The organism is Ectopseudomonas guguanensis, from assembly GCF_900104265.1.
GTDB classification, from domain to species: domain Bacteria; phylum Pseudomonadota; class Gammaproteobacteria; order Pseudomonadales; family Pseudomonadaceae; genus Aquipseudomonas; species Aquipseudomonas guguanensis.
Genome location: NZ_FNJJ01000015.1, coordinates 128717 through 153505, shown reverse-complemented (window position 1 = coordinate 153505; position 24789 = coordinate 128717). Strand labels below are relative to the sequence as shown.

At 61.6% G+C, this 24789-nt stretch carries 20 protein-coding genes, 1 tRNA gene, 1 other RNA gene and 1 pseudogene; 12 read left to right on the top strand and 11 right to left on the bottom strand.

From position 1 onward, the window contains the following. Positions 1–212 precede the first annotated feature (212 nt). Positions 213–431 (top strand): annotated as a pseudogene (locus tag BLS61_RS24070) (tyrosine-type recombinase/integrase); the annotation flags it as partial. Here the strand turns inward: BLS61_RS24070 and BLS61_RS20500 are convergent. Together BLS61_RS20500 and BLS61_RS23570 are read right to left on the bottom strand one after the other, a co-directional pair. Then, positions 409–957 carry a YniB family protein gene (locus BLS61_RS20500; protein WP_090433999.1) on the bottom strand — a complete coding sequence of 183 codons (549 nt, stop codon included), beginning with the start codon at positions 955–957 and terminating at the stop codon, positions 409–411. The pseudogene BLS61_RS24070 and the gene BLS61_RS20500 sit on opposite strands and share 23 nt — an antisense overlap. Before the next feature lie 265 nt (positions 958–1222). After that, on the bottom strand, positions 1223–1885 hold the full coding sequence (locus BLS61_RS23570; protein WP_139205579.1) for a hypothetical protein: 663 nt from the start codon (positions 1883–1885) through the stop codon (positions 1223–1225). Between the two features lie 459 nt (positions 1886–2344). Between BLS61_RS23570 and BLS61_RS20490 the strand changes: the two genes are divergently transcribed. From BLS61_RS20490 to BLS61_RS23565, 7 genes are read left to right on the top strand one after another with little or no spacing between them, the layout of a single operon-like run. Beyond that, the gene (locus tag BLS61_RS20490) at positions 2345–2569 is read left to right on the top strand and encodes a hypothetical protein (RefSeq protein ID WP_045734302.1); all 225 of its coding nucleotides are present in this window, start codon (positions 2345–2347) and stop codon (positions 2567–2569) included. Continuing rightward, entirely contained in the window at positions 2566–2814 is a 249-nt protein-coding gene (locus BLS61_RS20485) for a hypothetical protein (protein WP_090433994.1), read from the top strand. Before BLS61_RS20490 ends, BLS61_RS20485 begins: the two co-directional genes overlap by 4 nt. Then, on the top strand, positions 2807–3196 hold the full coding sequence (locus BLS61_RS20480) for a hypothetical protein (protein ID WP_090433992.1): 390 nt from the start codon (positions 2807–2809) through the stop codon (positions 3194–3196). The genes BLS61_RS20485 and BLS61_RS20480 overlap by 8 nt, the downstream gene beginning before the upstream one ends. A 12-nt stretch (positions 3197–3208) precedes the next feature. Continuing rightward, positions 3209–3655, top strand: coding sequence for a hypothetical protein (locus tag BLS61_RS23770; protein ID WP_208598831.1), 447 nt, complete (start codon positions 3209–3211; stop codon positions 3653–3655). 59 nt (positions 3656–3714) lie between these two features. After that, positions 3715–4989 carry a hypothetical protein gene (locus BLS61_RS20465; RefSeq protein WP_090433988.1) on the top strand — a complete coding sequence of 425 codons (1275 nt, stop codon included), beginning with the start codon at positions 3715–3717 and terminating at the stop codon, positions 4987–4989. Further along, positions 4989–5981, top strand: a complete 993-nt coding sequence (locus BLS61_RS20460; protein ID WP_090433986.1) for a phage integrase — start codon at positions 4989–4991, stop codon at positions 5979–5981. The genes BLS61_RS20465 and BLS61_RS20460 overlap by 1 nt, the downstream gene beginning before the upstream one ends. A 59-nt stretch (positions 5982–6040) precedes the next feature. Further along, positions 6041–6916 (top strand): hypothetical protein, encoded by an 876-nt coding sequence (locus BLS61_RS23565; protein ID WP_139205578.1) that lies wholly within the window; start codon positions 6041–6043, stop codon positions 6914–6916. Positions 6917–6982: 66 nt separating this feature from the next. On the opposite strand, the gene ssrA is transcribed toward BLS61_RS23565, so the two are convergent. Further along, positions 6983–7339, bottom strand: a transfer-messenger RNA (tmRNA) gene (gene ssrA, locus BLS61_RS20450). 129 nt (positions 7340–7468) lie between these two features. Between ssrA and BLS61_RS20445 the strand changes: the two genes are divergently transcribed. Further along, positions 7469–10384 (top strand): hybrid sensor histidine kinase/response regulator, encoded by a 2916-nt coding sequence (locus BLS61_RS20445; protein ID WP_090433981.1) that lies wholly within the window; start codon positions 7469–7471, stop codon positions 10382–10384. A 16-nt stretch (positions 10385–10400) separates the two neighbouring features. Here BLS61_RS20445 and BLS61_RS20440 read toward each other — a convergent pair whose 3' ends face one another. The 6 genes from BLS61_RS20440 to BLS61_RS20420 all read right to left on the bottom strand — a co-directional run bounded on the left by BLS61_RS20440 (position 10401) and on the right by BLS61_RS20420 (position 16208). Then, positions 10401–10646, bottom strand: coding sequence for a hypothetical protein (locus BLS61_RS20440; RefSeq protein ID WP_090433979.1), 246 nt, complete (start codon positions 10644–10646; stop codon positions 10401–10403). 65 nt (positions 10647–10711) lie between these two features. Next, positions 10712–11737, bottom strand: a complete 1026-nt coding sequence (gene rtcA / locus BLS61_RS20435) for an RNA 3'-terminal phosphate cyclase (RefSeq protein WP_090433976.1) — start codon at positions 11735–11737, stop codon at positions 10712–10714. A 72-nt stretch (positions 11738–11809) separates the two neighbouring features. Continuing rightward, complete coding sequence (locus tag BLS61_RS20430) at positions 11810–12598, bottom strand: nucleotidyltransferase domain-containing protein (RefSeq protein WP_090433974.1); 789 nt, start codon at positions 12596–12598, stop codon at positions 11810–11812. 39 nt (positions 12599–12637) lie between these two features. Beyond that, entirely contained in the window at positions 12638–13864 is a 1227-nt protein-coding gene (locus tag BLS61_RS20425; RefSeq protein WP_090434032.1) for an RtcB family protein, read from the bottom strand. Between the two features lie 506 nt (positions 13865–14370). Then, positions 14371–14429, bottom strand: a tRNA-OTHER gene (locus BLS61_RS23710). A 228-nt stretch (positions 14430–14657) separates the two neighbouring features. Continuing rightward, on the bottom strand, positions 14658–16208 hold the full coding sequence (locus tag BLS61_RS20420; protein WP_090433972.1) for a vWA domain-containing protein: 1551 nt from the start codon (positions 16206–16208) through the stop codon (positions 14658–14660). 230 nt (positions 16209–16438) lie between these two features. On the opposite strand from BLS61_RS20420, the gene rtcR reads away from it, so the two are divergent. After that, positions 16439–18040 (top strand): RNA repair transcriptional activator RtcR, encoded by a 1602-nt coding sequence (gene rtcR, locus BLS61_RS20415; RefSeq protein ID WP_090433970.1) that lies wholly within the window; start codon positions 16439–16441, stop codon positions 18038–18040. Here rtcR and BLS61_RS20410 read toward each other — a convergent pair. After that, positions 18034–19866: an Lnb N-terminal periplasmic domain-containing protein gene (locus tag BLS61_RS20410; RefSeq protein WP_090433968.1), complete on the bottom strand. Its 1833-nt coding sequence runs from the start codon at positions 19864–19866 to the stop codon at positions 18034–18036. The two genes, rtcR and BLS61_RS20410, sit on opposite strands and share 7 nt — an antisense overlap. Before the next feature lie 168 nt (positions 19867–20034). Here BLS61_RS20410 and BLS61_RS20405 point away from each other — a divergent pair, with 168 nt between their 5' ends. Next, complete coding sequence (locus BLS61_RS20405) at positions 20035–20346, top strand: TraR/DksA C4-type zinc finger protein (protein WP_090433966.1); 312 nt, start codon at positions 20035–20037, stop codon at positions 20344–20346. On the opposite strand, the gene BLS61_RS20400 is transcribed toward BLS61_RS20405, so the two are convergent. After that, entirely contained in the window at positions 20339–21979 is a 1641-nt protein-coding gene (locus tag BLS61_RS20400; protein ID WP_090433964.1) for a cation:proton antiporter, read from the bottom strand. The two genes, BLS61_RS20405 and BLS61_RS20400, sit on opposite strands and share 8 nt — an antisense overlap. 177 nt (positions 21980–22156) lie before the next feature. Between BLS61_RS20400 and BLS61_RS20395 the strand changes: the two genes are divergently transcribed. Continuing rightward, on the top strand, positions 22157–24640 hold the full coding sequence (locus BLS61_RS20395; protein ID WP_090433962.1) for a Lon protease family protein: 2484 nt from the start codon (positions 22157–22159) through the stop codon (positions 24638–24640). The last annotated feature ends 149 nt before the right edge of the window (positions 24641–24789 follow it).

Here is a 24789-nt window from a genome sequence, read left to right as displayed (position 1 = left end):
AGGCGCTGGCTCAACGCACCTGAGTGGCGCATTGCCGGGCACGCTTATGCCAATCCGCGCGCTCTGGTAAAGCCGCTCAAGGTGCAGGAACGGGAGCTGTCCTGGCTGACCACCGAATAGATCGCCGGGCTGCTGGAAGAAATCCGGCGCGGCTGCGATAACCCGCACGTCTAGATAATCGTTGATCTGTCTGGCCACCGGGCGCCCTGGCCAGGACGACTATCCGCCTACCAAAAGGCCAGGCCGCCCACGCCCTGCGACACACCTTCGCTAGCCACTTCATTCAGAACGGCGGGAACATCCTCACCCTGCAGAAAATCCTGGGTCACTCCAGCTTGGCCATGACCATGCGCTATGCGCACCTGGCGCCGGATCATCTGCAGGATGCGGTGAGGTTGGGGCCTTCGGTCAAATACCAAAGCCAAATTTGAGCAGAAGTGCTCCGATGATTGTTACTACGATGGGCGCCAAATACAGCTGATGCACTTGGCTGAAAATGCTTTGCTGAGGAATTAAAGCGTTTTCCTCCATTGTCGCTCTGCTTCTTGCCGCGCTTTCACCTCTGAGAGACTGTCGCAGCATCTCGTTTTCGATCTCTTCGTTGATCTTCGCTAGGCGTCTTCTCGACTTGTTAGCGCTTGCGGAGATTGCCGCGCCCACGAATATGGCTCCGTAAACAACGAGGAATTTAAAATTTTCTGGATCGTTGAGGGCGTATGGGTTGGGGGTCGGGCAGGTCTGCCACAGCCATTTTGGGAACCATGGCTGGTAGTACAGAAACGAGATCAAATTTTTTAACGGAGCTGTGAGCATTCCGCTTAGAGCTGTTCCATCGTCGAGCCTGAAATAGATCATTTTCATGGCGGAAACGAGGCTAGCGATGATGCCTGACACCATAACAACGAAGCCGATGACTGCTTGATTTGCTGCTTTTCGCTTAGCTTGCCTGTAATTCATTGCTCATCCATGAATGTGATGTCGTAAAGCCACCCTTTACGTTTTCGACATATTATCGACACTCAAAAGAAAAAGCCCCTGAAAATCCAAGATTTTCAAGGGCTTATTTGGTGGGCCGGGGGGATTTGAACCCGGTTTTAGCACTGTTCGTTGATGACCTTCGTTGGTCAAAGCTGGCTGTGCCAGGCTCCTCGCTTCGACCGTTCTGGTCAGTGTCAGCCATCCATGGGCTGTGCTTTCGACACTTTTTCGACAGTAGTCGTGGCTAGTGTTTTAGCTCGAATAGTTTATTGAATCCTGTGTTTCTTCGCTCTTCAAATGTCGTGTTTAAACTAACTGCTCGCTTTCTTAATATTTCGTTTACTCTTGTGATGTCTTCTAAAGGAGCGTTATTTGTATAATAACCTGCTGTTGTGTCTATTGAGGATCGCATTACTACCGCAAAGCTCCATGTTTCTTCCATTACCCTTTTATGGAGTTCGTGGCCCTTGTCAGTGAGTTCTATTCCCCAGAATTCAAATTCTTGCTTTGCTGTATGAAATAGCCTGATGGCTCTATCTATTTCGCCTGTCTTGTTGGCTATTTGCTCTAATTCAGGCAGCGCTTCCTCCGCACGTACTACCATCATTCCTGGTGCAGGGCACAGGCCGTCTAGCCTTGTAAATACTTGTATTACCTCGTACTCGATTTGACTCTGATGCTCCAAGTATTTTTTAACTAGTGAGTACGCATCATCTTGTAGCTTGCTCGATAGCCAATTTTGATAGGCAAGTGCGGCTCCAATTACAGCTAATAATGCGGCCCAAGCAGATACTATCTCAGCAATATTGGGTCTAGCGCCTAGTGAGCAGGGGAGTAGGAGGAGGGTTGCAATTGAGAGTGCTATTACTAACGCTGTAATTGCGGTGGCTATTAAAATTTTCTTCAATTCGATACATCCCTGTCTTTTCGGGCATACCAGCGCCTAGCTACTTCCTGGGTAATCGCTATCCCGCGTTCGGACTGGTCAAGTTTCGATTGGCTTCGTCGTACTCGGGGCTTGTCTGCCCAATTTCTGGCATTACCTCTCCGGTGGTTAGCCACCAGCGGTACTGGGGAAAGATCGCGCCCAGTATCTCGATTTCTTCCGCGCCAACCCTTGCTCTTCCTCTCTTGATGCTGACCCAGCGTGGGTAATTGGTGTCCCCCGCCTTTGATAGGTCAGTGAGGCTTGTTAGGCCTATCAATAGCAAAGCTCTATCGGTAATAGACATTTCAATCCAATAAATAAATTGATTTTGCACTATGTCTTTAGACTTTGTGCATGATAGTGTTTGCACATAGTCTAAATACATAGTTTTTGGCATAGCCCAACAAAGACCAACATAGTGCAACAAAGGCCATCACGATGGAAGGAACCAACCTCACGCTGAAAGACCTGCCGGTCCAGCCGGCTCCGCCCGTAATGCCATGGCGCGAGTTCGCCGACTGGATACGGATGAGCCAAAGCCACGACATCGTTTGGGGCTGGATTCGCCACGGCTACATCCCCTCCCACAAGGTCGGCAAACACGTCGTCGTCAACGTCGCGCTGCTGACCAGCCAACTACTCGAACAGGAATGGACGCTATGACTAACCCGAACTCGAAACAGGGCAACGTGGTTGTGCTCGGTGCCGCCATCGAAGACCTGAGCAGCATCGTCACCTTCGCCTCGTCCAGCGGCATTCCGGTTGAAGAGGTCGTGGAGTGGGTGGAGAACGGCACCATCCCCAGCGCTCGTTTCGCCGACTTCATCATGGTGGATGTGGGCAAGCTCCGCGCCGATCTGCTCAACGGCAAGAAGGAATTCAAGGAAGGGGATTACGACCATGACTAAGCGCGGAATCACCCTGGATGCTGCCAAGGCCCTGAGCTACATCGGCCAGACCGTTCTGCTGGAGCTGATGTGGGAAGGGGATGAGGAAACCTTCTGGCAGTGCATGCACATCGTGGGTGTGGTGCTGCCGGTCGAAGGTGTGCAGGACGAAGCCTACTTCCTGGGCATGGGCATCGCTTCCAGCTCACGCCACGCCAACGAAATCTACTTTGAAGACATTTGCTCCATCAGGGCGATGCGGTACCGCGACCGGCACGGTTCCGGCAACGTACTGGGCCGCATGACCCTGACCCATTCAGACGGGTCAAGGGCCGCGCTCCCGGCTCGTCGGAACAGCTTCACCGTTCCGGCGAACGGAAGCACGGGCGCAGCGCACCCTTGACCCCGCACCATCATGAATAGCCTGACCACGGGAGAGTGGGGCAGCTTCACCGCCCCGCGCTCCCGAGCCCTCGGCGGCAAGAGTGGGATGACAAGGGCAAAGCCCTTGGTGTTCATCTGGCCGCGCCCGCTGCACTTCGCTGACTGCCTGCACCTCGTATTCCTGGCGCTGCTGAGCGCCTTCCTCTGGTACGCCAGCCTTCCACCCTTTGATCGCCCCCAGGTGCCTGCCTACACCCAGGAACAGGCCTGCCTGATCGACCGCCAAGACCGATTTGAATACCCCGAGCATTGGATAGAGAGAAAGGCGTGCGAAGCCGCTAGCGCACGAACGCACGCCGAGGCACGAGGCGCGCGTGCGCGCGACAGCGGCGTGGCGCGGATGAGCGAGCGCCGTAGTGGTTCAGTTCAGAACGAAGGCGCGAGCTCAGCACGCGCCTTCGCGCTGACGTCCCTGTAACACGTCAGATAGAGACGAATGATTTCGGCCAGTAGTGGCCATTGTTGGAGTTTTGAAACATGGCAAAAGATCAAATCCGGCTGGACAACAATGGCTACGAAAGTCCGACCGGGCGGCTGTTCGTTGATCGCAACACGGCTCGTATCACCGACCTGTCGAAAGTCCGCTTGCTGCGCTGTGGCGTCGATACGGTGCGTCAGCTCTACAAAGGACTGCTCCGCCCTGAAATCCTGGGCCTGTTCGACAAGCCCGGCGCCATCGTCGATTTCGCGGGTGATCGCTGGCATGCCGGTCGGGTAAGCCGTGACTCGGGCTATCAGTACAAGCTGCAGAACGCCGACCTGGGCTTTGTGCTGCTGGTGAAGAACTTCAACGCCAAGGTGGAGAACGTCGGCCCGCACCTCAAAATCGAAGTGTCGCCCCATGCCATCGACAGCCTGTCGCCTGAGCGCCTGCAGGCCCGCCTGGATCACTACGCAGCCCAGGTGCTGACGAACATCGAGGTCAACCAATGCGCGGTGCACCTCGCCCTTGACCTGCAGGGCTGGACGCCCCCGGCCGATCTGGTCGCCAGGATGCATTGCAGAGCCCGAACGCACCGGGACGTGTCCGGCATCAACGAACTGCACTGGGCCACGAAATCCAGCGTGTATGGCCGCGGTGAAACCTCGATGTTTGGCTCGGCCAACGGCCTGCAGCTCTGCATCTACAACAAGACCGAGCAGGCCAAGGCTACCGACAAGCTCGACTATTGGGAAAGCGTCTGGCGTCGCCGTGACAGCTTTGACGAAACTGACCCGGACAACTACAACCCGGCCCAGGATGTATGGCGCGTGGAGCTGCGTTACCACCACTCCATCGTCCAGCAGTTCGCCAGCGGCTCGGTAGACCTGCAGAGCGGCCAGACCATCGATACGCGCACCTTCGCAGCCTTCTCCCAGCATCTGGACGGCCTGTGGCGCTATGGCCTGAGCCAGTTCAAGCTGATCGCCCGCCCTGGATACTTCGAGCCGATCTGGACGCTGATCCGTGACGATGTGCGCGTTGATCTACCTGTCGATTCCCTGCTCGATGAAACAGAGTACAAGCGCTATCACAAGACGGCGCGTGGCTTCTCGGGCAAGAACGTGGAACTGTTCCTGGGAAACTTCGTAAGCCTGCTGGCACGGGAGCGAGTGGGCGCTAGAAGGGCATTTCACCGGCTCAAGGATTGGGAGTGCTGGCCGGTGATCCGCGACCACTATGCCGCCAAAGGCATGGATGAAGACGCACTCTACAAACACATCAAAGGCATCCTGGAAGAACGCTACGTTCGGTGGGGGCGTGCCGTCTGATGGCTATCGACCAGCTACCGGATGGCCGATGGAAAGTCGACGTGGAGCCCATCAAGGGCAAGCGCTTCCGCAAGACGTTCAAGACCAAGGGCGAAGCCCAGCGCTTCGAAGCATCCTGCAGGGCCAAGGTCGTCGAGAATCCGGATTGGTCGCCCAGGCCGAAAGACCGTCGCACCCTCGCCGAGCTGGTTGGCCTTTGGTTCGATCTGCACGGGCATTCCCTGCGCGATGGTGAACGCCGCCGTAGCAAGCTCGATGCTCTGGCCAAGCGCCTGCGCAATCCCCAGGGCGCCAAGCTCGACCCGCAAACCTACGCCCAGGATCGCCGAATCAGGCTAGGGGAGGGCGCCTCACCCAAGACGCTGAACAACGAGCTGGGCTATCTGCGTGCCGTCTACAACGAGCTGCGTGGTTTGGGGGTGATCGACTACGCCAACCCGCTCGCCCTGGTGAAGCCGCTCAAGGTGCAGGAACGGGAGCTGTCCTGGCTGACCACCGAACAGATCACCGAGTTACTGGAAGAGATCCGGCGCGGCTGCGCCAACCCGCACGTCGAGATAATCGCCCTGATCTGCTTGGCCACCGGTGCTCGATGGTCAGAGGCTGAAAAGCTGAAACCGACCGGCCTGCGTAATGGCGTGATCACCTTCAGCGGAACCAAGAACGGCAAGGTTCGTTCGGTGCCGATCACTGCAGAGCTGGAAGCCAAGATCGTCAGGCACTGGAAGCAACACGGCCAGCCAAACTCGGCCATCACCTCGTTCCGCCGCGCCCTGGCCAGGACAACCATCCGCCTACCGAAAGGGCAGGCCGCCCACGCCCTGCGGCACACCTTCGCCAGTCACTTCATCCAGAACGGCGGGAACATCCTCACCCTACAGAAAATCCTGGGTCACTCCAGCCTGACCATGACCATGCGCTATGCACACCTGGCTCCGGATCATCTGCAGGATGCTGTTAGGTTTGGACCCTTAGCAACTGCTGGCCATTGAATTGCTATCACACTGCGTGCTGTGCATTATTGAACTCGGATGTCTACAAGGAGAGTTGTATGCAGTACGCGTTGTGTGGGGTCGATAACCGTGTTTGGGAGGCTGCGGATTTTTCGAGGCTGCCGAGTGCCCAGCTATCTCAGTATCGAGACAGCTTAACCTGTGTCGAATGCAATGCCCTTGCTTGGTTTCGGCGCGCAAGTACTCATGGTCATCCTGCACATTTTTGTGCGCACCATGAGTCCACCTGCCAGTTAAAAGCCGAATATGTGCCCGTCGATAATGACCAAGGTGACGGAACCGAGGTCGTTGATCAGATTCAGAGCAGTGGCGATATTGTCGTTCGTCTTTCCGATGACCAAGGCGGGGACATCGATGTTGTCGAGAGGCCTCCGGTTCCTGTGGGGCCAGAGGGGCAGGGCGGAAGGACTCATCAAGTTCGCGGCCGTGATTTTCTCTCTAACCAGCAATTTTCTCTCAGGCGAGTTCTTCATCGCTTGGTGCAAAGCCCAGACTTCCGTCGCTCTGCGTCCACCATCAGCTTCTTCCGTCCAGATGGCCGTCAACTTATCCATGGGCAGGTCAGGGATGTTACGAAAGCCTTTAGCGAGATCACAAACGAGGATGATGGGGCCGCCAAATTCTTCTGGGGGCCTATAACCAGTGCTCGTCGTACTGATGATGGGAAAATCTGGCTCAACTCATCGCCTCAGTACCAGTCGGTGAGTGTTGTCATTTTCGATGATATAGCCGACAGGTTCCTCGATGCCTTTGGCATTGAAGATCTCGACGATCTCGCTGGTGCCCACGTCCTGGTGTCAGGTCGTTGCGCTTTCAGCGGTCAGCGTGGCATTAAGCCGATCATTTGGTGTGGCGCTCTTTACCAGATCGTAATCAGGCGTTACCGCGCAGCGAATCTAACCGTCGCAGGTTGATTTCGACACCTTTTCGACACCCAAAGAAAAACCCCTGACTTTCTCTAGGAAAATCAGGGGTTTATTTGGTGGAGCCGGGGGGATTTGAACCCCCGTCCGCCAGCTCTCCGCTATTGGTTCTACATGCTTAGCCATCTCTATTGAGTTAACTCCGCGCCGCCCGAGTGGCAGGGTGCTTGGAGCGAGCTGCATGAGTTTTAGCCGTTACGTCTGCAGCGAACTTGGCGGCGATCCTGTTCTATATGACTGACCAGATCTTCGGGTTTACAGGCATCCCCTAGGGTCAGCTGGCGCCCTTAGGCGGCCAGAGCGTAGTTGTCGTCGTTGGCAACTATGAAGTTGTGGCAGCGGATTTACGAGAACTGTCACCTACTCGGCATGCCCCTCAAGTTTCGCTACCGGCGTCGAATCCTAATCGGCCCCAAAACTTTCGTGGTTACAGCTAGGACGCGAAGTCTACGCCAAAGGTTCCTCAGCGTCGACTGCGGATTCCGTCGCGGGAAGCTATGATGGCCCTTCGCGTCTGCCCGCGACCTCTGGAAAGGAGCCGTAATGCCGAGTTCTAGCCGCTACCCCCTGCGTCAGTGGATCTGGCGGGCGTTCGTGCAAAGCGCGCTGATCCCGCTGATCCTGGTGGAGTCGGTATTGATTGCGGTCTACCTGCTGAGCAACCAGGCGATCCGCGATGCGCAGATCGAGCACCTGCAGGAGACGGCCGTGAAGGATCTGGCCAGTGCCGCGCTGCGTGAAGGGCAGATCATCGACGGACGCCTGCGCTCCATCGAGTCGCTGGTGCGGGTCTATCGCGATGCGACGCACGAGGCGCTGCTCGATACGCGTTTCCAGGCGGACGAGCTTGAACATCAGCGCCACGCGGTGACCGACAGCGGTGTCTTCTATACCCGCAGCGATGATGGGCGCGCGGCCTCCTTCTATGCCAACAGCACGCCTCTGGAACAGCAGGATCACGCCAAGGTCATGCGCCTGTCGCAGATCGACCCGCTGATGCGTTCGATCAAGCATGCCAACCCGCTGGTGGCCGCGCTGTATTTCAACACCTGGGACAGCTACAACCGCATCTACCCCTGGTTCGATACGCCCGCGCAGTATCCCCACGACATGGTGATACCCGACTACAACTTCTATTACCTGGCCGACGCCCAGCACAACCCGCAGCGCAAGGTGATCTGGACCGAGGTGTACCTCGATCCGGCTGGCCTGGGCTGGATGCTGTCGGCCATCGCGCCGGTGTATCGCGATGATTTTCTCGAAGGCGTGGTCGGCCTGGACGTGACCGTCGGCCAGGTGCTGGGCGAGATCGCCGAACTCAACGTGCCCTGGCAGGGCTACGCGATGCTGGTCAGCCATGACCACAACATCATGGCGCTGCCGAAGGCCGGGGAGCTGGATTTCGGCCTGCGCGAGCTGACCCAGTATTCCTACGATGAAGCCGTACGCCGTGAGGTGCTCAAGCCCGAGGACTTCAATCTGGCCAAGCGCGAGGGCATGGCGCCGTTGCTGCAGGCAATGAACGAAGGCAACGGCAGCGTGCAGGAAGTGGAGCTTGGCGGGCGCAAGCAACTGGTGGCCTGGAGCGAGATTCCGCAGACCGGCTGGCGCTTGCTGCTGGTGGTGGACGAGGAGCAGATTTTCCACGACACCAACCAGCTCGCCGAGCGCTACATGCAGATCGGCTATCTGCTGATCGCCGGCCTGGCGGCCTTCTACCTGCTGTTCTTCGCCCTGATGTGGCTGCGCTCGCGCAACCTGAGCAACCAGTTGGCCGAGCCCATCGATGGCATCGTCGACATGGCGGCCAGCCTGGGGCAGGGCAGGTATTCGCCCACCGTGCCGGACAGCCATATCGCCGAGGTCAGCCGTTTGGCCGAGGCGGTGCAGCAGGCCGGGAGGCAGCTCAAGGCCAGCGAGCATGAGCGCCAGGAGGCGCAGAACATCCTGCAACTGGTGCTGGAGAGCACCACCGAAAGCCTTTGGCAGATCGACACCCGTGAACTGACCATCGATCTCAGCGAGCGCTTCGTGCGGCGTTTCGGTCTGGGCGCCAGCCACCTCACGCTGAGTGAATTCAACCAGCGCGTGCACCCTGATGATCTGGAGCGTCTGCGCCACCTGCGCAAGCTGTTCGCCGACAGTGGCGAGGACTATTTCGATGCCGAGTATCGTTATCTCGATAGCCGCGGCGAGTACCTCTGGCTGCTCAGCCGAGGCAAGGTCCTGGCGCGTGACGACAGCGGCTGGCCGCTGCGCATCGCCGGCACCCACGTCGACATCACCCGGCTCAAGCAAGTGCAGGAGGAGCTGCGCCATGCCAGCCTCGAAGCGCTCGCCGCCAGCCAGGCCAAGAGCCGCTTCCTGTCGAGCATGAGCCACGAGCTGCGCACGCCACTCAACGCCATCCATGGCTTCGCCCAGTTGATCGAAATGGAGGCTCAGGACAAGCCCGACGCCAGACTGGAGACCGATTACTCGCGCGAAATCGTCAACGCCAGCCGCCACCTCACCTCGCTGGTGGACGATATTCTCGATCTGTCGAGCATCGAAAGCCGGCGCCAGCAGCTGCAGCTGCAGCCGATCGAAATCGGCGCCCTGCTCAGTGGCTGCGCCGAGCTGGTGCAGCCCGAAGTGCAGCACAAACAGCTGCAGTTGCAGGTGATGGAGGCCGCCGATCCACCGTTGTTCGTGCAGGGCGACCCAAGGCGGGTCAGGCAGATACTGCTCAACCTGCTGTCCAACGCGATCAAGTACAACAGCCCGCGCGGCATGATTCGCCTGGGCTACGAGGTGCGCGCCGATTGCGTGCGCTTGTGGGTCGACGATACCGGGCCGGGGCTATCGAGCGAGCAACTGGCGCAGCTGTTCCAGCCATTCCAGCGTCTCGGCCGCGAGAGTTCGAACATTCCCGGCACCGGTATCGGGCTGGTGCTGTGTCGCGAGCTGGCCACGCTGATGGACGGCGAGATCGGCGTACGCAGCGAGCCTGGTGTGGGCAGTCGTTTCTGGCTCGACTTACCCAGCGCCGCCAGTCCCGAAGGGACCGGCGATGCATCTGCCGACGTGCCGATGCAGGAGGTGCGCAGCCTGGTGCAGGTGCTGTGCGTGGAGGATCACCCGGCCTGCATGAAGATCCTCCAGGCGTCGCTGCGAGAATTCGCCGAGGTTCGCGGCGTGAGCTCCTGCCAACGGGCGTTGGCCGAGTTGCACGGCAGCGAGCCGGCGCTGGTGCTGCTGGACATCGACCTGCCTGACGGCAGCGGCCTGGAAGTGCTCGATGCCATGCGCGCCGAGCCGCGTTTGCGCGATGTGCCGGTGGTGGTGATCAGTGCGGTGGCTGACGAGCGCCTGTTCGAGGATGCCAAGGCGCGCGGCGCCAGCGCATGCCTGAGCAAGCCGGTGGATCTGCAGGAGGTCAGACAGGTGGCGCTGAGCCTGCTCTACAGCGGTTTCTGAGCTGGCACGCGGCCATTCACTCGCTGGCTGACAGCAGATCCAGCGCTTCGCCAAGTACCTTGACCGACTCGGCGTGATCCCCTGCCTTGTGCAGCGCCTCGCCCTCGGCGCGCAGTTCCTTGACCCTGGCCAGCAAGTCGGGATCGGCGGGCGGATCGCTTTGCAGCAACGCATCGATCTTGGCCATGTCCTGCGGGCAGTGCATGGCCCATAGCGGCAGGCTGATCAGGGCGGCGGCGAGAAACATGAGCGTGCGACGCATGATGACTCTCCTGAAACGGGCTTGGGGAAACTCAGTATAGGAGAGCCCTGAGCAGTCGGCGGCCTTCAGCGTCGCCGCAGCTCCACCCGCAGGGCGCGTTCGTTGGCCTGGGTGCAGACAATCTCCACGTTCAGAAACTGCCGGATCACCTCGATGTTGCTGCTCAGGTGTTCGCTCATGTGCGTTGTGCTGAAGCTGCCGCCTCCGGCCATGGCCAGTGGCAGCAGCAACTGATCGGCCAGGTGCTCGGCCACGGCGGCGCCGCTGTGCAGCCAATGCCGCGCTTGATCCACGGCTCTGTCGGCGACCTGCTCGGCGCGCACGCTGCTCTGGCCGACGCTGCTGAATACCTCGGTAACTTGCTCGCAGGCGATTTCCAGCAGCAACACGTTGCCCGGACCGATCTGCTTGTCCAGCCAGATACCTTTCAGTGCCTGTTCCGGCCACTTCATCCGCTTGCCGACACGCGCCAGTTCGCGCTCGGCCACATGGCCTGGCACGTCCGCGACCATCGCGGTTGCCAGCTGGTGGTGAACGGCGCCGGGCGCCTTCAAGTGCAGCGGGCTTAGCACCGACGGTGCGACCTGCAGGGCGATTGCGCCGCCACCAGCCGGTGCGAAGCCATGGCGCAGCAGTTCGATCTCCACCTGCGCGCCCATGCGCCGGAGCAGCGGCAGCCAGGCCCGCTCGAGAAACTCGAAGGGCGGCGCCAGCGGGTTGTGCGTACCACCGCTGATGTGCACCCGGCTGGGCTGGTCGGCTTGCAGCAGGGCGGGTAGCAGTGTCTGCATCACCAGGCTGCAGCTACCAGCGGTGCCGATGGCGAAGTCATAGTCGCCGCCCTGGATTGCGCCGGGCGCAAAACTCAGGCTCTGCGAGCCGAGCTGCGCGCCTTCCACCCGGGCCGAGCTGATCTGCGCGGCGGCCGCGACCGCCGTGAGATGTTGGCGCAGCAAGCCCGGCCGACTTCGTTTGGCGCGGATGTTGTGAATGCGAAACGGCTTGCCGGTGAGCATCGACAGGCTCAGTGCGCTGCGCAGTATCTGGCCGCCGCCAATGGCGCCGTCCAGTTCGATAAGATCCTTGTTCATCTGTAATCCTTGGTGATCGTTGCCACGCTATCCGTACGGTGGATAGCGGATCGGCTGCGAACGGTACTTGGTTCAGGCGTAGCGTTTCACCGTCTCGCGCAGATAGGTGTCGAGCAGGCTGCTGTCCGCGCGGGTACTCGGCAGGCTCGGCACCGGCTGTTGCAGTCGCGTTTCGATGAACGCATGCAAAGCAGGGCGGCGCGGGCCGTAGGCGGACTCATCGGCGCTGCGCTTGAGGGCCAGTAGTTCGTCCACCTCGGCCAGCAGTGCGGGATCGTCTACCGTCTGCAGCAGCTCGGCAAAGGTCATCGGCGGCCGGCCACGGCCCTGGTCGATCCAGCGCACGGCGAGCAGCGGGCGCAGCACGTAGAAGTATTTCTTGAAGCGCACCGTCTCGTCCTGCAGATAGCCGCGAAAGTTCTTCTTCGCCATCGACAGGTAATGATTGCGCGCTGCCGGCGGGCTGTAGAAATGCTCGGCCAGCTCGCGCAGGCGTGCGGTTGCCTGATCTTCCTGGCGGTATACCAGCGGCGAGTCGAGCCACTCCAGCAGCGTCGGGTTGGACTTGCGCAGCAGGCCCAAGGTCTTGCGCAGCTCCCAGCCGCTGACGTCCAGCGCGTCATCCAGCGGGCGCTCGATCACGTCACGCGGGGCATCGACCTGGACGAACCAGTCAGGCTTCTCCACGTAGACGAAGCGCACGTCGTAATCGCTGTCCGGCGAGGCAAAGCCCCAGGCGCGGCTGCCCGATTCGCAGGCATAGAGCACCTTGACGTTGCGCTCGCGCTCGAGTCGTTCGAGTTCTTCCTGCACCCGTGTGCGCACGGCGCTGCTGAGCGGGTGGCTTTCCATCACGTTCATTTCTTTCGTTCCCTGCATAGGCCGCTGGTAGCGGCCTTCCTATCCTTTCACGCACACCACCTGACGTAGGGTGTGCACCACTTCCACCAGCTCACGCTGGGCGTCCATTACCTGGTCGATGTCCTTGTAGGCCATCGGGATTTCGTCGATCACATCGGCGTCCTTGCGGCATTCCACATGAGCCGTGGCGCGGATCTGGTCTTCGATGGTGAAGACCTTCTTCGCTTTGGTCCGGCTCATGGTGCGCCCGGCGCCGTGGCTGCAGGAGCAGAATGCCTCCTCGTTACCCAGGCCGCGCACGATGTAGCTCTTGGCGCCCATGGAGCCGGGGATGATGCCCAGCTCGCCCTTCTTCGCCGACACCGCGCCTTTACGGGTTACCAGCACTTCTTCACCGAAGTGACGCTCCTTCTGCACGTAGTTGTGATGGCAGTTCACCGCCTCCAGGGCGACCTCGAACGGTTTGGCGATCACCCCGCGGGCCGCCGCGATCACTGCATGCATCATCAGTGCGCGGTTCTGCTTGGCGAAGTCCTGCGCCCAGCCCACGGCCTCCACATAGTCATCGAAGTGCCGGCTGCCTTCCTCGAAGTAGGCCAGGTCGCGGTCCGGCAGGTTGGCGATGTGCTGGCGCATATCGGCCTGGGCGAGTTCGATGAACAGGTTGCCGATGGCGTTACCCACACCGCGCGAACCGCTGTGCAACATGAACCAGACGCGGCCCGCCTCGTCCAGGCAGACCTCGATGAAGTGGTTGCCGGTACCCAGGGTTCCCAGGTGCTTGCGGTTGTTGGTTTTCTCCAGTCGCGGGTACTTGTCGGTGATCGCCTTGAAGCGCTCGCTCAGCGCCGACCAGGCGTGGTCGGCCATCTCCGGCACGTTTTCCCAGGCGCCGCGGTCGCGACCGGCGCGCGTGTTGCTGCGCCCGTGCGGCACGGCTTTTTCGATGGCTGCGCGCAGGCCGGCCAGGTTGTCCGGCAGGTCGTGGGCCATCAGCGAGGTGCGCGCAGCGATCATGCCGCAACCGATATCCACCCCGACCGCAGCCGGGATTATGGCGCCGACCGTGGGGATCACGCTGCCGATGGTCGAGCCCTTACCCAAATGCACGTCCGGCATCACGGCCAGGTGCTTGAAGATGAAGGGCATCTTCGCGGTATTCATCAGCTGCTGCTTGGCGTCTTCCTCCACCGGCACGCCTTGCGTCCACAGTTTGATCGGCTTGCCGTTGGCGACTTCCAGCAGGTTGTAGGTTTTGTTCTGCATCATCATTCACTCGTATTCGGGCTGGCCGGGCCAGCGCGTTTGCAGTGCGGCGACAATCGTTGGTGAAACATGCGCGTCGCTCTATCCAGTTGAGCTACCCGTTGCCGGGGCGGGGTTCGAACCCGCAACCTTCACGTCCTGTAGTTCCACCGGCATTCGCCGGGTCAATCAAAAGGCCATGCGCTAGTCGCATGGATAGTCTTGCGCCTTGGCTAGGCCGTCATCTGTAGGGTGCGCTGTGCGCACCAGGGCATACGCCTGATGACTGGTGCGCACGGCGCACCCTACGGGCCTTGTGTTCGTTGTGCTTCGGCTCGCACCGAAACTCCGTGCAGCGACGAGGTGATGGGCACATTTGCTCTACCGACTGAGCTACAGCCTTGCGGCTGGCGGGGCTCGAACCCGCGACACAATGTAGTACCCAAGGCATTCGCTGCCTGAAAAAGATGCGACGACAAAGAGTGGTGAAACTCGCGCTCTCCCATTGAGCTACGGCCCCCCAGTGATGGAGCCGACGGGATTCGAACCCGCAACCTCGATCTTAAAAGGATGTAGTTCCACCGGCATTCGTCGCAAAATCGTGAATCAGGTGGCACGACAAGATAAGTGACTGTTCCGTGTTGCCACGGGCCGGTATCGAAACCGGCATAACCCATGTACAGCCACTGGCATTCGTGCCTTCGCTCGTAGTCGACAAGTTCGTGATGAGACGTCTTGGATGTAGTCACATCAGCATTCGAATACGCTCGAATCGTTGATCTGTGTGCCCGGCCCCAATTGGCCGGGCACGTTCTCATATCTCCATCTGCTCGATGGCGTCGACCCAGTGGCCGGCGCCGAAGGTGCCGCTGGCGAACTGCGCCACCACGTCGAACACCGCGTCGCTGAAGCCGCCGACATTCAGGATGTCCGCACGATCCGGCGCCTGGGTGGTGCCATGGGGTTGCAGGTCGATGCAGATCAGCCGCGCTTGCGGGTTGAACTGCTTGATTCGCTCCCACTGCCGCAGCGTCTCGGTGGCGCCATGGCGGCGGGCGTCGATCCAGGATTCGTTGTCGGAAACCAGAATCAGCGTATCCACTTTCGCCTTGGCATCGGCCAACTGCTTCAGCGGGGCGGAGCAACTGGTGCCGCCGCCGCAGATCGCCGCCAGCCTCGAAGCGTTGCTCATCACGCTGTCACGCGGGTTCAGCGTCATCTTCACCACCTTGTTCTCGAACGGCAGCAACTGGGCCTGCGGCTGCTTGCGCAGGATCGCTGCGGCCACCAGCGCTGCCACGTCGATGCAGCGCACCGCCGTGGTCGCGCCCTGGCGGTAGCCGGTCACCGGGCTCGCCATAGAGCCGGACACGTCCGGGCATACCACCACCTGGCCGCTCAGCGCCGGTACATTGCTCAGCGACAGCTCCAGTGCATCCTGCAGCGCCTCGCGCACCGTCGCTGGCACGCCGTCGCCGGTCATGCGGTAGGCCGCCAGCAACTGGTACGGGTAGACCCGCGCCTTGCCGATTGCCTCGCCATCGGCCAGACGCCGCGCCACCATTTCGGCACAGCCCTCGATCGCGAATGCGCCATGGCGCACCAGCGTATTGAGGTTCATGCGTAGCGCCTGCCAGCCCATGCGACGGGCTTGCTCGGCCCATTGCGCCGCGCTCAGCGTCTCGTTGCCGAGCAGCTGGAACGGCACGTCCGGCAACTCGCTGCTCGCGCCGCTGCGAAACGCCAGCAGGGCGTGGGTCAACGGCGGCAGGGCAGCAGCATCGGCCGGCTTGCCGATCAGCCAGGCGAAGAAGGCTTCACGCCAGGCTTCGCTCGGCTTGGGGTGAACCATCTTCACCACGTCGGCCAGCGACGGCTGGTTGCCGACTGCGGCCTGCAGCAGTTGGCGTTCGCTGGCGGTGTTCAGCCAGTTCTGCACCAGACGCTTGGGCTGCGAACCGAGCGACTTGCGTCCGGTCACGCCGCTACGCAGGATCTGCACGAAGGTGCGCAGCATCTTGCCGTTATCCACCACCTGCTCGAACAGCGCTGGCACCAGGCTCGAGCGTTGTGCGGCCAGGGCTGCCAGCAGCAGGGCCGGCATGTCCTTCATGTGGCCCTTCTTGCGGGCATAGAGCGCGGCCTTGGCCACGTAGCGGGCGTCCAGCTCGCCGACTAGCTTGAGCACTTCGGCCAACTGGGTTTGCGCATCGGCGTAGAACGTCTGGTTCAGGCAACCGGTGACCGCCAACTGGGCCAGCTTGTGCTTGGGCTTGTAGGCATAAGCCGGCGCCTGCTGCTTGTTCAGCGTGTCGCTGGCCGGCAGTTGGGCTTGGCGGGTGTTGAACAGGTTGAAGTTGGCCATCTTGGCGTCTCGCTGTGTTGTCCGTTGTTGTCAGGACTATTGCAGCGGCTGTGCCAGGTTTATCTTTCGAGTTCTTATTTTTATTTAAGGTATTGATTTACAAGTATTTTATTTTTGTTCGGGATGATTTTTGCTGGGTCTTGAGGTGTTCGGCTTCAGCTGCATCATATCTTTATGGATCGTAATTTATCTTTTTGGATAAGATGCTTGAGGGTCTATGAGGATTGAACATGATTCGCAAGCGTACTGTCGCCATCGGCTTTATCGGCGCCACCCTGGATCGGGTCGGCAAGGGCGCCAATCGCTGGAATAAATGGCGGCCGAGTATAGGCCTGTGCCAGCAGGCTGATCTTCTGATCGACCGGCTGGAGCTGATCCACGGCACGGACGCGCGCGATATCGGCCTTGCCGAGCGCATCCGCGCCGACATCGAGCAGATCTCTCCGGAAACCGAGGTGCGCCTGCAGCAAATGCAACTGCGCAACCCCTGGGATTTCGAGGAGGTGTATGGCGCGCTGCACGATTTCACCAGCGCCTATGCCTTCGATACCGAACACGAGGACTATCTCGTGCATATCACCACCGGCACGCATGTGGCGCAGATCTGCTGGTTCCTGCTGACCGAGGCGCGCTATCTGCCTGCACGGTTGATACAAACTTCACCCACACGCAGGCGCTCCGAGGTCGATCCGGTCATAGGCACCTACACGCTGATCGACCTGGATCTGTCGCGCTATGACCGTATCGCCTCACGCTTTCAGAATACTCGCCTGGAGGGGCTGGCTTTTCTCAAGTCGGGCATTGCCACGCGCAATGCCGCCTTCAACCGCTCCATCGAGCAGATCGAGCGGGTCGCCGTGCGCTCCTCGGCGCCCATGCTGCTGATCGGCCCGACCGGCGCGGGTAAGTCGTTTCTGGCGCGGCGGGTGTACGAACTCAAGCGCAGCCGCCACTTGGTCGATGGCCGCTTCGTCGAGGTCAACTGCGCTACGCTGCGCGGCGATGGCGCCATGTCGGCGCTGTTCGGCCATATCAAGGGCGCCTTTACCGGCGCGCAGAATGCCCGCGACGGCCTGCTGCGCGCTGCGGATGGCGGCATGCTGTTTCTTGACGAGATAGGGGAGCTGGGCCTGGACGAGCAGGCCATGCTGCTCAAAGCCATCGAGGAAAAACGCTTCTTTCCCATGGGCTCAGACAAGGAGGTGAGCAGCGATTTCCTGCTGATCGCCGGCACCCACCGCGACTTGCGCACGCGGGTGGCCGAGGGGCTGTTTCGCGAAGACTTGTACGCGCGGATCAATCTCTGGACTTTCGACCTGCCCGGCCTAGCCGGGCGCCGCGAGGATATCGAGCCGAACATCGACTTCGAGCTGGAGCGCCACGCCCGCGAACAGGGGCGTATGGTGCGCTTCAACCTGGAGGCGCGGCGGCGCTATCTGGCCTTCGCCAGCTCCAGCGAGGCAGCTTGGCAGGGCAACTTCCGTGAACTGTCGGCCTCGATCACGCGCATGGCAACCCTGGCCGACAGCGGGCGTATCGATGAAGAACAGGTGCGCGAGGAGATCGAGCGCCTGCGTAGAGCCTGGGGCCAGGTGGGTCAGGATGATGGGCTGGAGGCCTTGCTGGGCGAGGAGGCTGACGCGCTGGATCTTTTCGACCGCCTGCAGTTACGGGCGGTGCTCGAGGTCTGTCGCCAGGCCGATAATTTGTCCGATGCCGGTCGCCGGCTGTATCAGGTGTCGCGCCTGAGCAAGGCGCAGCCCAACGATGCCGACCGGTTGCGCAAGTATCTGGCGCGTTTCGGCCTCGACTGGCAGGCCGTGCGTCAGTAGTGATACCAGCGCAGCTCCAGCTTCACCTCGTTGACCGGGCTGGCGATCTGGCTGAACTCGCGCTGGGCGCTTAGGCGCAGGCCGAGATTGCGTGACATTTCCCATTGCTGGTTAAGCGACAGGCGACGACGCACTTCGCCGTTATGGAAGTAGTCGCCTGCTGCCTCCAGCGTCAGGTTGCCCAGCGGGTTGCGCCATAGCAGGCCGGCGTTGAAGCCCAGAGCGGGGGAGATGGCGGCAGCGAAGTCCTCGTTGTATTCCAGGCGAGCCGTGCCAAGGGCGAAGCCGAGCAGGTCGTCGTGCAACTGCCAGGTGGCACCGGCGCCACCGCTGATATGGCCGACCAAGCGGCTATCGCCATCCTTACCGAGTACCCGCTCCAGGCCACCGCCGACCTGCCAGGACAGCGGTTGCAGCAAGGCGTTGCGTGGTGTCAGCGAGCGGATGTTGGCCAGGTCCAGGCGTTGCAGCTGCCAGTGGTTGTTCTCGTACTGGCGCAGCTTGAGCTGGAAAATCTCGATCTGCGCACCGAGCGGGAAACCGGCGAGGTTGTCGTTCAGGTCATGGTAGGCCATGCGCAGGCCATACTCGGCGAAGGCGCGGTCGTCGCGGCTGCCACCGGCCAGTTGCCAGGTGCGCGATTCGTGGCCTTCCTCAGGCAGCGGCGGGCGCTTCATCTCCAAGGCCGGCGGTGGGTTGCGATTGATCGCGCCAAGCAGCTGGAAGCTGCGCTGGGCATTGCTGCTGCGTTCTTCATCGTTGGCGTGGTAACGCACCAGGCGGAAGGCGGCGTCCTGGATCAGTGCTCGACGTTCTGCGGGCAGCGTGAGGAACTCGGCATCACTGGCTTGCGCCGGATCCGCGCTCAGGCGCAGCGCCCAGTTCTGCTCGTCGGCGTCCAGAGGTTCGGCGCGCGCCAGCAGTTCGCGCTCGCGCGAGGGGCGATAGTCGATGCGCTCCACCAGCCCGGCGTCCTTGACGGCGCGCACGGTGTCAGTGGGGATGGCGGTGAGCGGAAAGTGCTCGGTCAGTTCGATGCCGGGACGGGCGATCTCCAGCAGTTCGAGCAGACGGTAGGAGCAGTTCTCGTCGAAGAAGAAGTAATCGAAGCGGATCTGCTTGAGCTCCCAGACGTGCTCGACCATGCGTGCGGTTTCTTGCGCCGTCAGGTTCAGCCGGTATTCCCACAGGTCACGGTTTTCCAGGCGGTTGTACTCGCTGAGCTTGTCGCGATATGGCACCAGGGCGAACAGACCGGGGTAGCCGCCCATCAGCCCGCGCCAGGTATAGAGAACACTGTTGTCGTCACCTTCGATGAAGGCGCCGAAGTTCAGCGCGTAACTCAGCAGTGCGGTGTTGTGGCTGTCGATATCGGGCTGGTCGATGCGCAGCAGGGTGTGGCCGAACATCGACGACGGGCTGTTCAGATAGGCCGCCGGAAACACCAGCACCGTGCTGTGCGGATTGATGTCGGCTAACCAGTTGCGATATTCGGCGCAGTCCGGGCTGGGCAGGTCATCGAGTTGCAGTTGTGCCTTGAGCCAGCGGGTACGTGCGGGGTAGACGCATTGCGGATGGCGGTCGCCCAGTGCGGCAGGCTGATACAGGGCCTTGAGGGTCGCCTGCAGTTCGGCGGCCGGGTCGCTGGCACCATCCTCGGCGAGGAAGAAGTCGTCGTCGTCGACATAGCTGCGCCAACCGCCGAGCTTGCCGGTTTCGTAGTGGCCGAGGGCGATCCAGTAGGGATCGTTGGCGAGCTGTTCAGGCGTGGCGGCGTGCAGGGGAAGGCTGAGGCTCAGGGCAAGGACGGCGAATATCCGTTTCAAGGTCGCTGTTCTTCTTCTGGTCATGGCGATGGCCGAGCTTTGGCCAGCCTGCCGACTGGTGTCAAGGCAGTCGAACAGGACATTTCGCGCAAGTGCTGATCGGCGTCAGTCACGCGCGTTGCGCTGCACATCACACTGAGCGTTCTTGATACGCAAGGAGGTTGCCCCATGGCTCACCGTGATGTGCTGGATGCTTTGCTGCATGACTACACCGTCCGCGTCGAGGCGATTCGCCGCGACCTGAGTCGCAGCCACTCGGCGGATTTCGCCGAGCAGGCGCAGCAGCGGCAGAACGATGAGGTGCTCGAAGCGCTGCTGGCCGAGGCCGAACAGGAGTTGTTGCGGGTGCGTCAGGCCCGACAGCGCCTGGCCGAGGGGCGCTATGGCGAGTGTCTATGCTGCGGCGAGCCGATCGAGGCGGCGCGCCTGGCCGCTCTGCCGGCTGCCGAGTACTGCCTGAGCTGCGCGCAGTTCAACTGAGCGGCTGGTTGACCTCTTCCAGCAGGCGCCGTGCAGCGGAGTCGGCCGCATCGATGTAAGGCTGCAGGACGCTGGCGGCGCCAGCGCGTGTAAAGGCTTCCAGGTCGCCCTCGCGGAATGCGCTGAGGGTGACGTTGCCACGGAAGCCGCCACTGCGTGCGGCGCGCAGGAGGATGGCATTGACCTCGCGCTGCGGAATGGTGCTGACCAGTGCACGCGCCTGCTGCAAGGGCAGGTGGGCGATGAAATCGGCGTCTTCGGCATCGCCATAGCATACCGCCAGCCCCGCCTGCCGGGCGCTGGCCAGGGCCTGCGGATCGAAGTCCACCCCCAGCACGCGCAGGCCGCCATCCTGCAGGCGATGCGCCAGCTGGCGGCCGTAGCGGCCCAGGCCGTAGACGATGACCTCAGGTTGGGCCTGCTCAGGAGCATTGTCTTCAGCGTTTTCGCGGTGGGCGACGCGCCGCTCGAATATGCCAAGCCAGGGGGAAAGGCGCTCGAACAGCGGCTGCGAGTAGAGAATCATGTAGGTGGACAGGGTAATGGTGATGATGCCCACCAGCGTGGTCAGGCCCAGCGCTGCCCCGCCCACATGGCCGAGGCTGATGCCCATGGCGACGAAGATGATGGAGAACTCGCTGATCTGAGCCACGGTCAGCCCGGCCATGAAACCGGTGCGCTTGCGGTAGCCCATCGCGCCCATGATGGCCATCACGATCAGCGGGTTGCCGATCAGCACGAACAGCGACAGCAGCAACGCGCTGCCGATCTGTTGGTGCAGATAGGTGAAGTCCAGCTGAATACCCAGGTGCAGGAAGAAGAACAGCAGAAGAAAGTCGCGCAGGCTGGTCAGGCGGCTGGCGATGGCTTCACGCAATGGCGTCGAGGCCAGGCAGAAACCCGCAATGAATGCGCCCAGTTCCTTGGACAGCCCCAGGGCTTCGGCGCCGCCGGCCAGCAACGTACCCCAGGCGATAGCCACCAGCATCAGCAGTTCGGGCGAGCGGGCCATGGGCGCCAGCAAACGTGGCAGGGCAAAGCGTACCAGCAGATAGAGCAGCGCCAGGCTGGCCAGCAGGGCGCCGATCAGCGCCAGCGGGGATAACCCCTCGTGCGTGCCGTGGCTCGGCTGATACAGGCTGATGACCAGCATGGCCAGAACCACGGCGATGTCCTGCACGATGAGAAAGCCCATGGCGATGCGGCCGTGCAGTGAATCGATTTCGCCTTTGTCCGACAGCAGTTTGACGATGATGATGGTGCTGGAAAAGGTCAGCGCCACGGCCACGTAGCCGGCACTCGCCCAGTCCAGGCCCAGCAGACGACACAGGATCAGGCCGGCGACGATGGTGAAGCTCAACTGCCCCAGACCGGTGGCCAGAGCCACTGGGCCGAGCGTGCGCACCAGATGCATGTCCAGTTTCAGACCGACGACGAACAGCAGCACTGTGATGCCGATTTCCGATAACAGACTGATCGAGCTGTGATCGCCGGCCAGATTCATCACTGCCGGGCCGGCGATGATGCCGACCAGGATATAAGCGATGATCAATGGTTGGCGCAGCCTGACGGCGAGCATGCCCAGCAAGGCAGACAGGCTGAGCAGGGCGGCGATTTCCTGGAAAGCACTCATAGGCAAGGTTCCTGATGGCGGGGCGCCTGTCGTTCGCAGGCTTGATAGCTACGAGACAGATTATCCCAGCGTCGATTTTGCGCATTGCCTTGAATCAAACCTTGATCCTGCTTGCGCCACAGGCCCAGAATCACCCCATGTTTTTGCGGAACGTCCGCCCGCTATAAAGGATTGCCAATGTCCAAGCGTAGCCTCGATGCTTTGCGCCTTGCCCCCGAATCTCTGACCCGCCCCTTCGCCCCCGAGCAGTTCAACTTCAGCAGCACCGATGATCTCGAACCTTTCCGCGGCGTGCTGGGCCAGGCCCGCGCCGTGGAGGCGCTGCAGTTCGGCGTGGCCATGCCGCGTCCCGGCTACAACGTGTTCGTCATGGGCGAGCCCGGCACCGGGCGCTTCTCCTTCGTCCAGCGCTACCTCAAGGCCGAAGCCAAGCGCATGGAGACACCGGCCGACCGGGTTTACGTCAACCATTTCGACGAACCGCGCGAGCCGCGTGCGCTGGAGCTGCCTGCCGGCACGGCGAGCGACTTCATAGCCGACATCAACCAGTTGATCGACAACCTGCTGGCCACCTTCCCGGCGGTGTTCGAAACGCCGACCTACCAGCAGAAGAAGAGCGCCATCGACCGCGGCTTCAACAAGCGCTACGACCAGGCGCTGGACGTGATCGAGCGTCTGTCGCTGGAGAAGGGCGTGGCCCTGTACCGCGACAGCACCAACATCGCCTTCACCCCGATGGCCGATGGCAAGGCGCTGGACGAGGCCGAGTTCGCCCAGTTGCCGGAAGCCGACCGTGAGCGCTTCCATGCCGATATCGCCGCGCTGGAGGAGCGCCTCAACGAGGAGCTGGCCAGCCTGCCGCAGTGGAAGCGCGAGTCGAGCAACCTGCTGCGTCAGCTCAACGAAGAGACCATCACCGTCGCCTTGCAGCCGCTGCTGGCGCCGCTGTCGGAGAAGTACGCCGAGAACGCTGGCGTCTGCGCCTATTTGCAGGCGATGCAGATCAATCTGCTGAAAACCGCCGTCGAGCAGCTGGTGGATGTCGACAAGGCTGATCCGCAGCTGCGCAAGCTGCTGGAAGAAATGTACTGCCCGAGCCTGGTGGTCGGTCACCATGCCCATGGCGGTGCGCCGGTGGTGTTCGAGTCGCACCCGACCTACGACAACCTGTTCGGCCGCATCGAGTACAGCTCCGATCAGGGCGCGCTGTACACCAGCTACCGCCAGCTGCGCCCGGGTGCGCTGCACCGCGCCAACGGCGGTTACCTGGTGGTCGAGGCGGAAAAGCTGCTCGGCGAGCCCTTCGTCTGGGAGGCGCTCAAGCGCGCCCTGCATTCGCGCCAGCTGAAGATGGAGTCGCCGCTGGGCGATCTCGGCCGCATCGCTACCGTCACGCTCAACCCGCAGGTCATCCCGCTGCAGCTGAAGGTCATCATCATCGGCTCGCGGCAGCTGTATTACGCGCTGCAGGATCACGATCCGGACTTCCAGGAGATGTTCCGCGTTCTGGTCGACTTCGACGAGGACATCCCGCTCGCCGAAGACAGCCTGGAGCAGTTCGCCCAGTTGATGAAGACGCGTACCTCGGAGGAGGGCATGGCGCCCATGACCGGCGCTGCGGTGGCGCGCCTGGCCACCTACAGCGCGCGCCTGGCCGAACATCAGGGGCGTCTGTCGGCGCGTATCGGTGACCTGTTCCAGCTGGTCAGCGAGGCCGATTTCATTCGCCAACTGGCCGGCGAGAAGATCACCGACGTCGGTCATATCGAGCGCGCGCTCAAGGCCAAGGCCACGCGCACCGGGCGTGTGTCGGCGCGGATCATCGACGACATGCTGGCCGGCATCATCCTTATCGATACCAGCGGCGCCGCCGTCGGCAAGTGCAACGGCCTGACCGTGCTGGAAGTCGGCGACTCGGCCTTCGGTGTGCCGGCGCGGATTTCCGCCACGGTGTATCCGGGAGGCAGCGGCATCGTCGACATCGAGCGCGAGGTCAGCCTCGGTCAGCCGATCCACTCCAAGGGTGTGATGATCCTCACCGGCTTCCTCGGCAGCCGCTACGCCCAGGAATTCCCGCTGGAGATTTCCGCGAGCATCGCCCTGGAGCAGTCCTACGGTTACGTCGACGGCGACAGCGCCTCGCTCGGCGAGGTCTGCACACTGATTTCGGCGCTGTCGCGCACCCCACTCAAGCAGTGCTTCGCCATCACCGGCTCGATCAACCAGTTCGGTGAGGTGCAGGCGGTCGGTGGCGTCAACGAGAAGATCGAAGGCTTCTTCCGGCTGTGCGAAGCGCGTGGCCTGACCGGCGAGCAGGGGGTAATCATCCCGCACTCCAACGTCGCCAACCTGATGCTCGATGAGCGCGTGTTGCAGGCGGTGCGCGACGGGCAGTTCAACGTCTATGCCGTGCGCCATGTCGACGAGGCGCTGAGCCTGCTGGTCGGCGAGGCGGCCGGACACCCGGACGAGAAAGGACGTTTCCCCAAGGGCAGCGTCAACGCCCGGGTGGTCGAGCGCCTGCGCGATATCGCCGAGATCGGCCTGGAAGAGGAAGGCAAACCGGCCGAGGAGAAGGCGAAAGCCGAGGCCGAGCCTGCAGCCGCCAAGCCAGCCAAGACGCCGCGACGCAAGAAAGGCGAGGGAGACGCCGCGAGCTGATCAGATCTTGCGCGATTGTCCCGGATTGCCCGGGACAGGCGCATCGGCCTTATTGCTAACGCCTCATGCACAGAGTTATCCACAGATTGCGTGGATAACTTTGGCTTCACAGCTTGGGCGCTCGGGGTGTAGGCTGGAGCCTGGATTCC

Excerpts from the sequence above, each read along its gene's own strand:
- BLS61_RS20500 (WP_090433999.1), bottom strand. The coding sequence starts at position 957 with ATGAATTACAGGCAAGCTAAGCGAAAAGCAGCAAATCAAGCAGTCATC.
- BLS61_RS20490 (WP_045734302.1), top strand. The coding sequence starts at position 2,345 with ATGGAAGGAACCAACCTCACGCTGAAAGACCTGCCGGTCCAGCCGGCT.
- BLS61_RS20485 (WP_090433994.1), top strand. The coding sequence starts at position 2,566 with ATGACTAACCCGAACTCGAAACAGGGCAACGTGGTTGTGCTCGGTGCC.
- BLS61_RS20480 (WP_090433992.1), top strand. The coding sequence starts at position 2,807 with ATGACTAAGCGCGGAATCACCCTGGATGCTGCCAAGGCCCTGAGCTAC.
- BLS61_RS23770 (WP_208598831.1), top strand. The coding sequence starts at position 3,209 with ATGAATAGCCTGACCACGGGAGAGTGGGGCAGCTTCACCGCCCCGCGC.
- BLS61_RS20465 (WP_090433988.1), top strand. The coding sequence starts at position 3,715 with ATGGCAAAAGATCAAATCCGGCTGGACAACAATGGCTACGAAAGTCCG.
- BLS61_RS20460 (WP_090433986.1), top strand. The coding sequence starts at position 4,989 with ATGGCTATCGACCAGCTACCGGATGGCCGATGGAAAGTCGACGTGGAG.
- BLS61_RS23565 (WP_139205578.1), top strand. The coding sequence starts at position 6,041 with ATGCAGTACGCGTTGTGTGGGGTCGATAACCGTGTTTGGGAGGCTGCG.
- BLS61_RS20445 (WP_090433981.1), top strand. The coding sequence starts at position 7,469 with ATGCCGAGTTCTAGCCGCTACCCCCTGCGTCAGTGGATCTGGCGGGCG.
- BLS61_RS20440 (WP_090433979.1), bottom strand. The coding sequence starts at position 10,646 with ATGCGTCGCACGCTCATGTTTCTCGCCGCCGCCCTGATCAGCCTGCCG.
- rtcA (WP_090433976.1), bottom strand. The coding sequence starts at position 11,737 with ATGAACAAGGATCTTATCGAACTGGACGGCGCCATTGGCGGCGGCCAG.
- BLS61_RS20430 (WP_090433974.1), bottom strand. The coding sequence starts at position 12,598 with ATGAACGTGATGGAAAGCCACCCGCTCAGCAGCGCCGTGCGCACACGG.
- BLS61_RS20425 (WP_090434032.1), bottom strand. The coding sequence starts at position 13,864 with ATGCAGAACAAAACCTACAACCTGCTGGAAGTCGCCAACGGCAAGCCG.
- BLS61_RS20420 (WP_090433972.1), bottom strand. The coding sequence starts at position 16,208 with ATGGCCAACTTCAACCTGTTCAACACCCGCCAAGCCCAACTGCCGGCC.
- rtcR (WP_090433970.1), top strand. The coding sequence starts at position 16,439 with ATGATTCGCAAGCGTACTGTCGCCATCGGCTTTATCGGCGCCACCCTG.
- BLS61_RS20405 (WP_090433966.1), top strand. The coding sequence starts at position 20,035 with ATGGCTCACCGTGATGTGCTGGATGCTTTGCTGCATGACTACACCGTC.
- BLS61_RS20400 (WP_090433964.1), bottom strand. The coding sequence starts at position 21,979 with ATGAGTGCTTTCCAGGAAATCGCCGCCCTGCTCAGCCTGTCTGCCTTG.
- BLS61_RS20395 (WP_090433962.1), top strand. The coding sequence starts at position 22,157 with ATGTCCAAGCGTAGCCTCGATGCTTTGCGCCTTGCCCCCGAATCTCTG.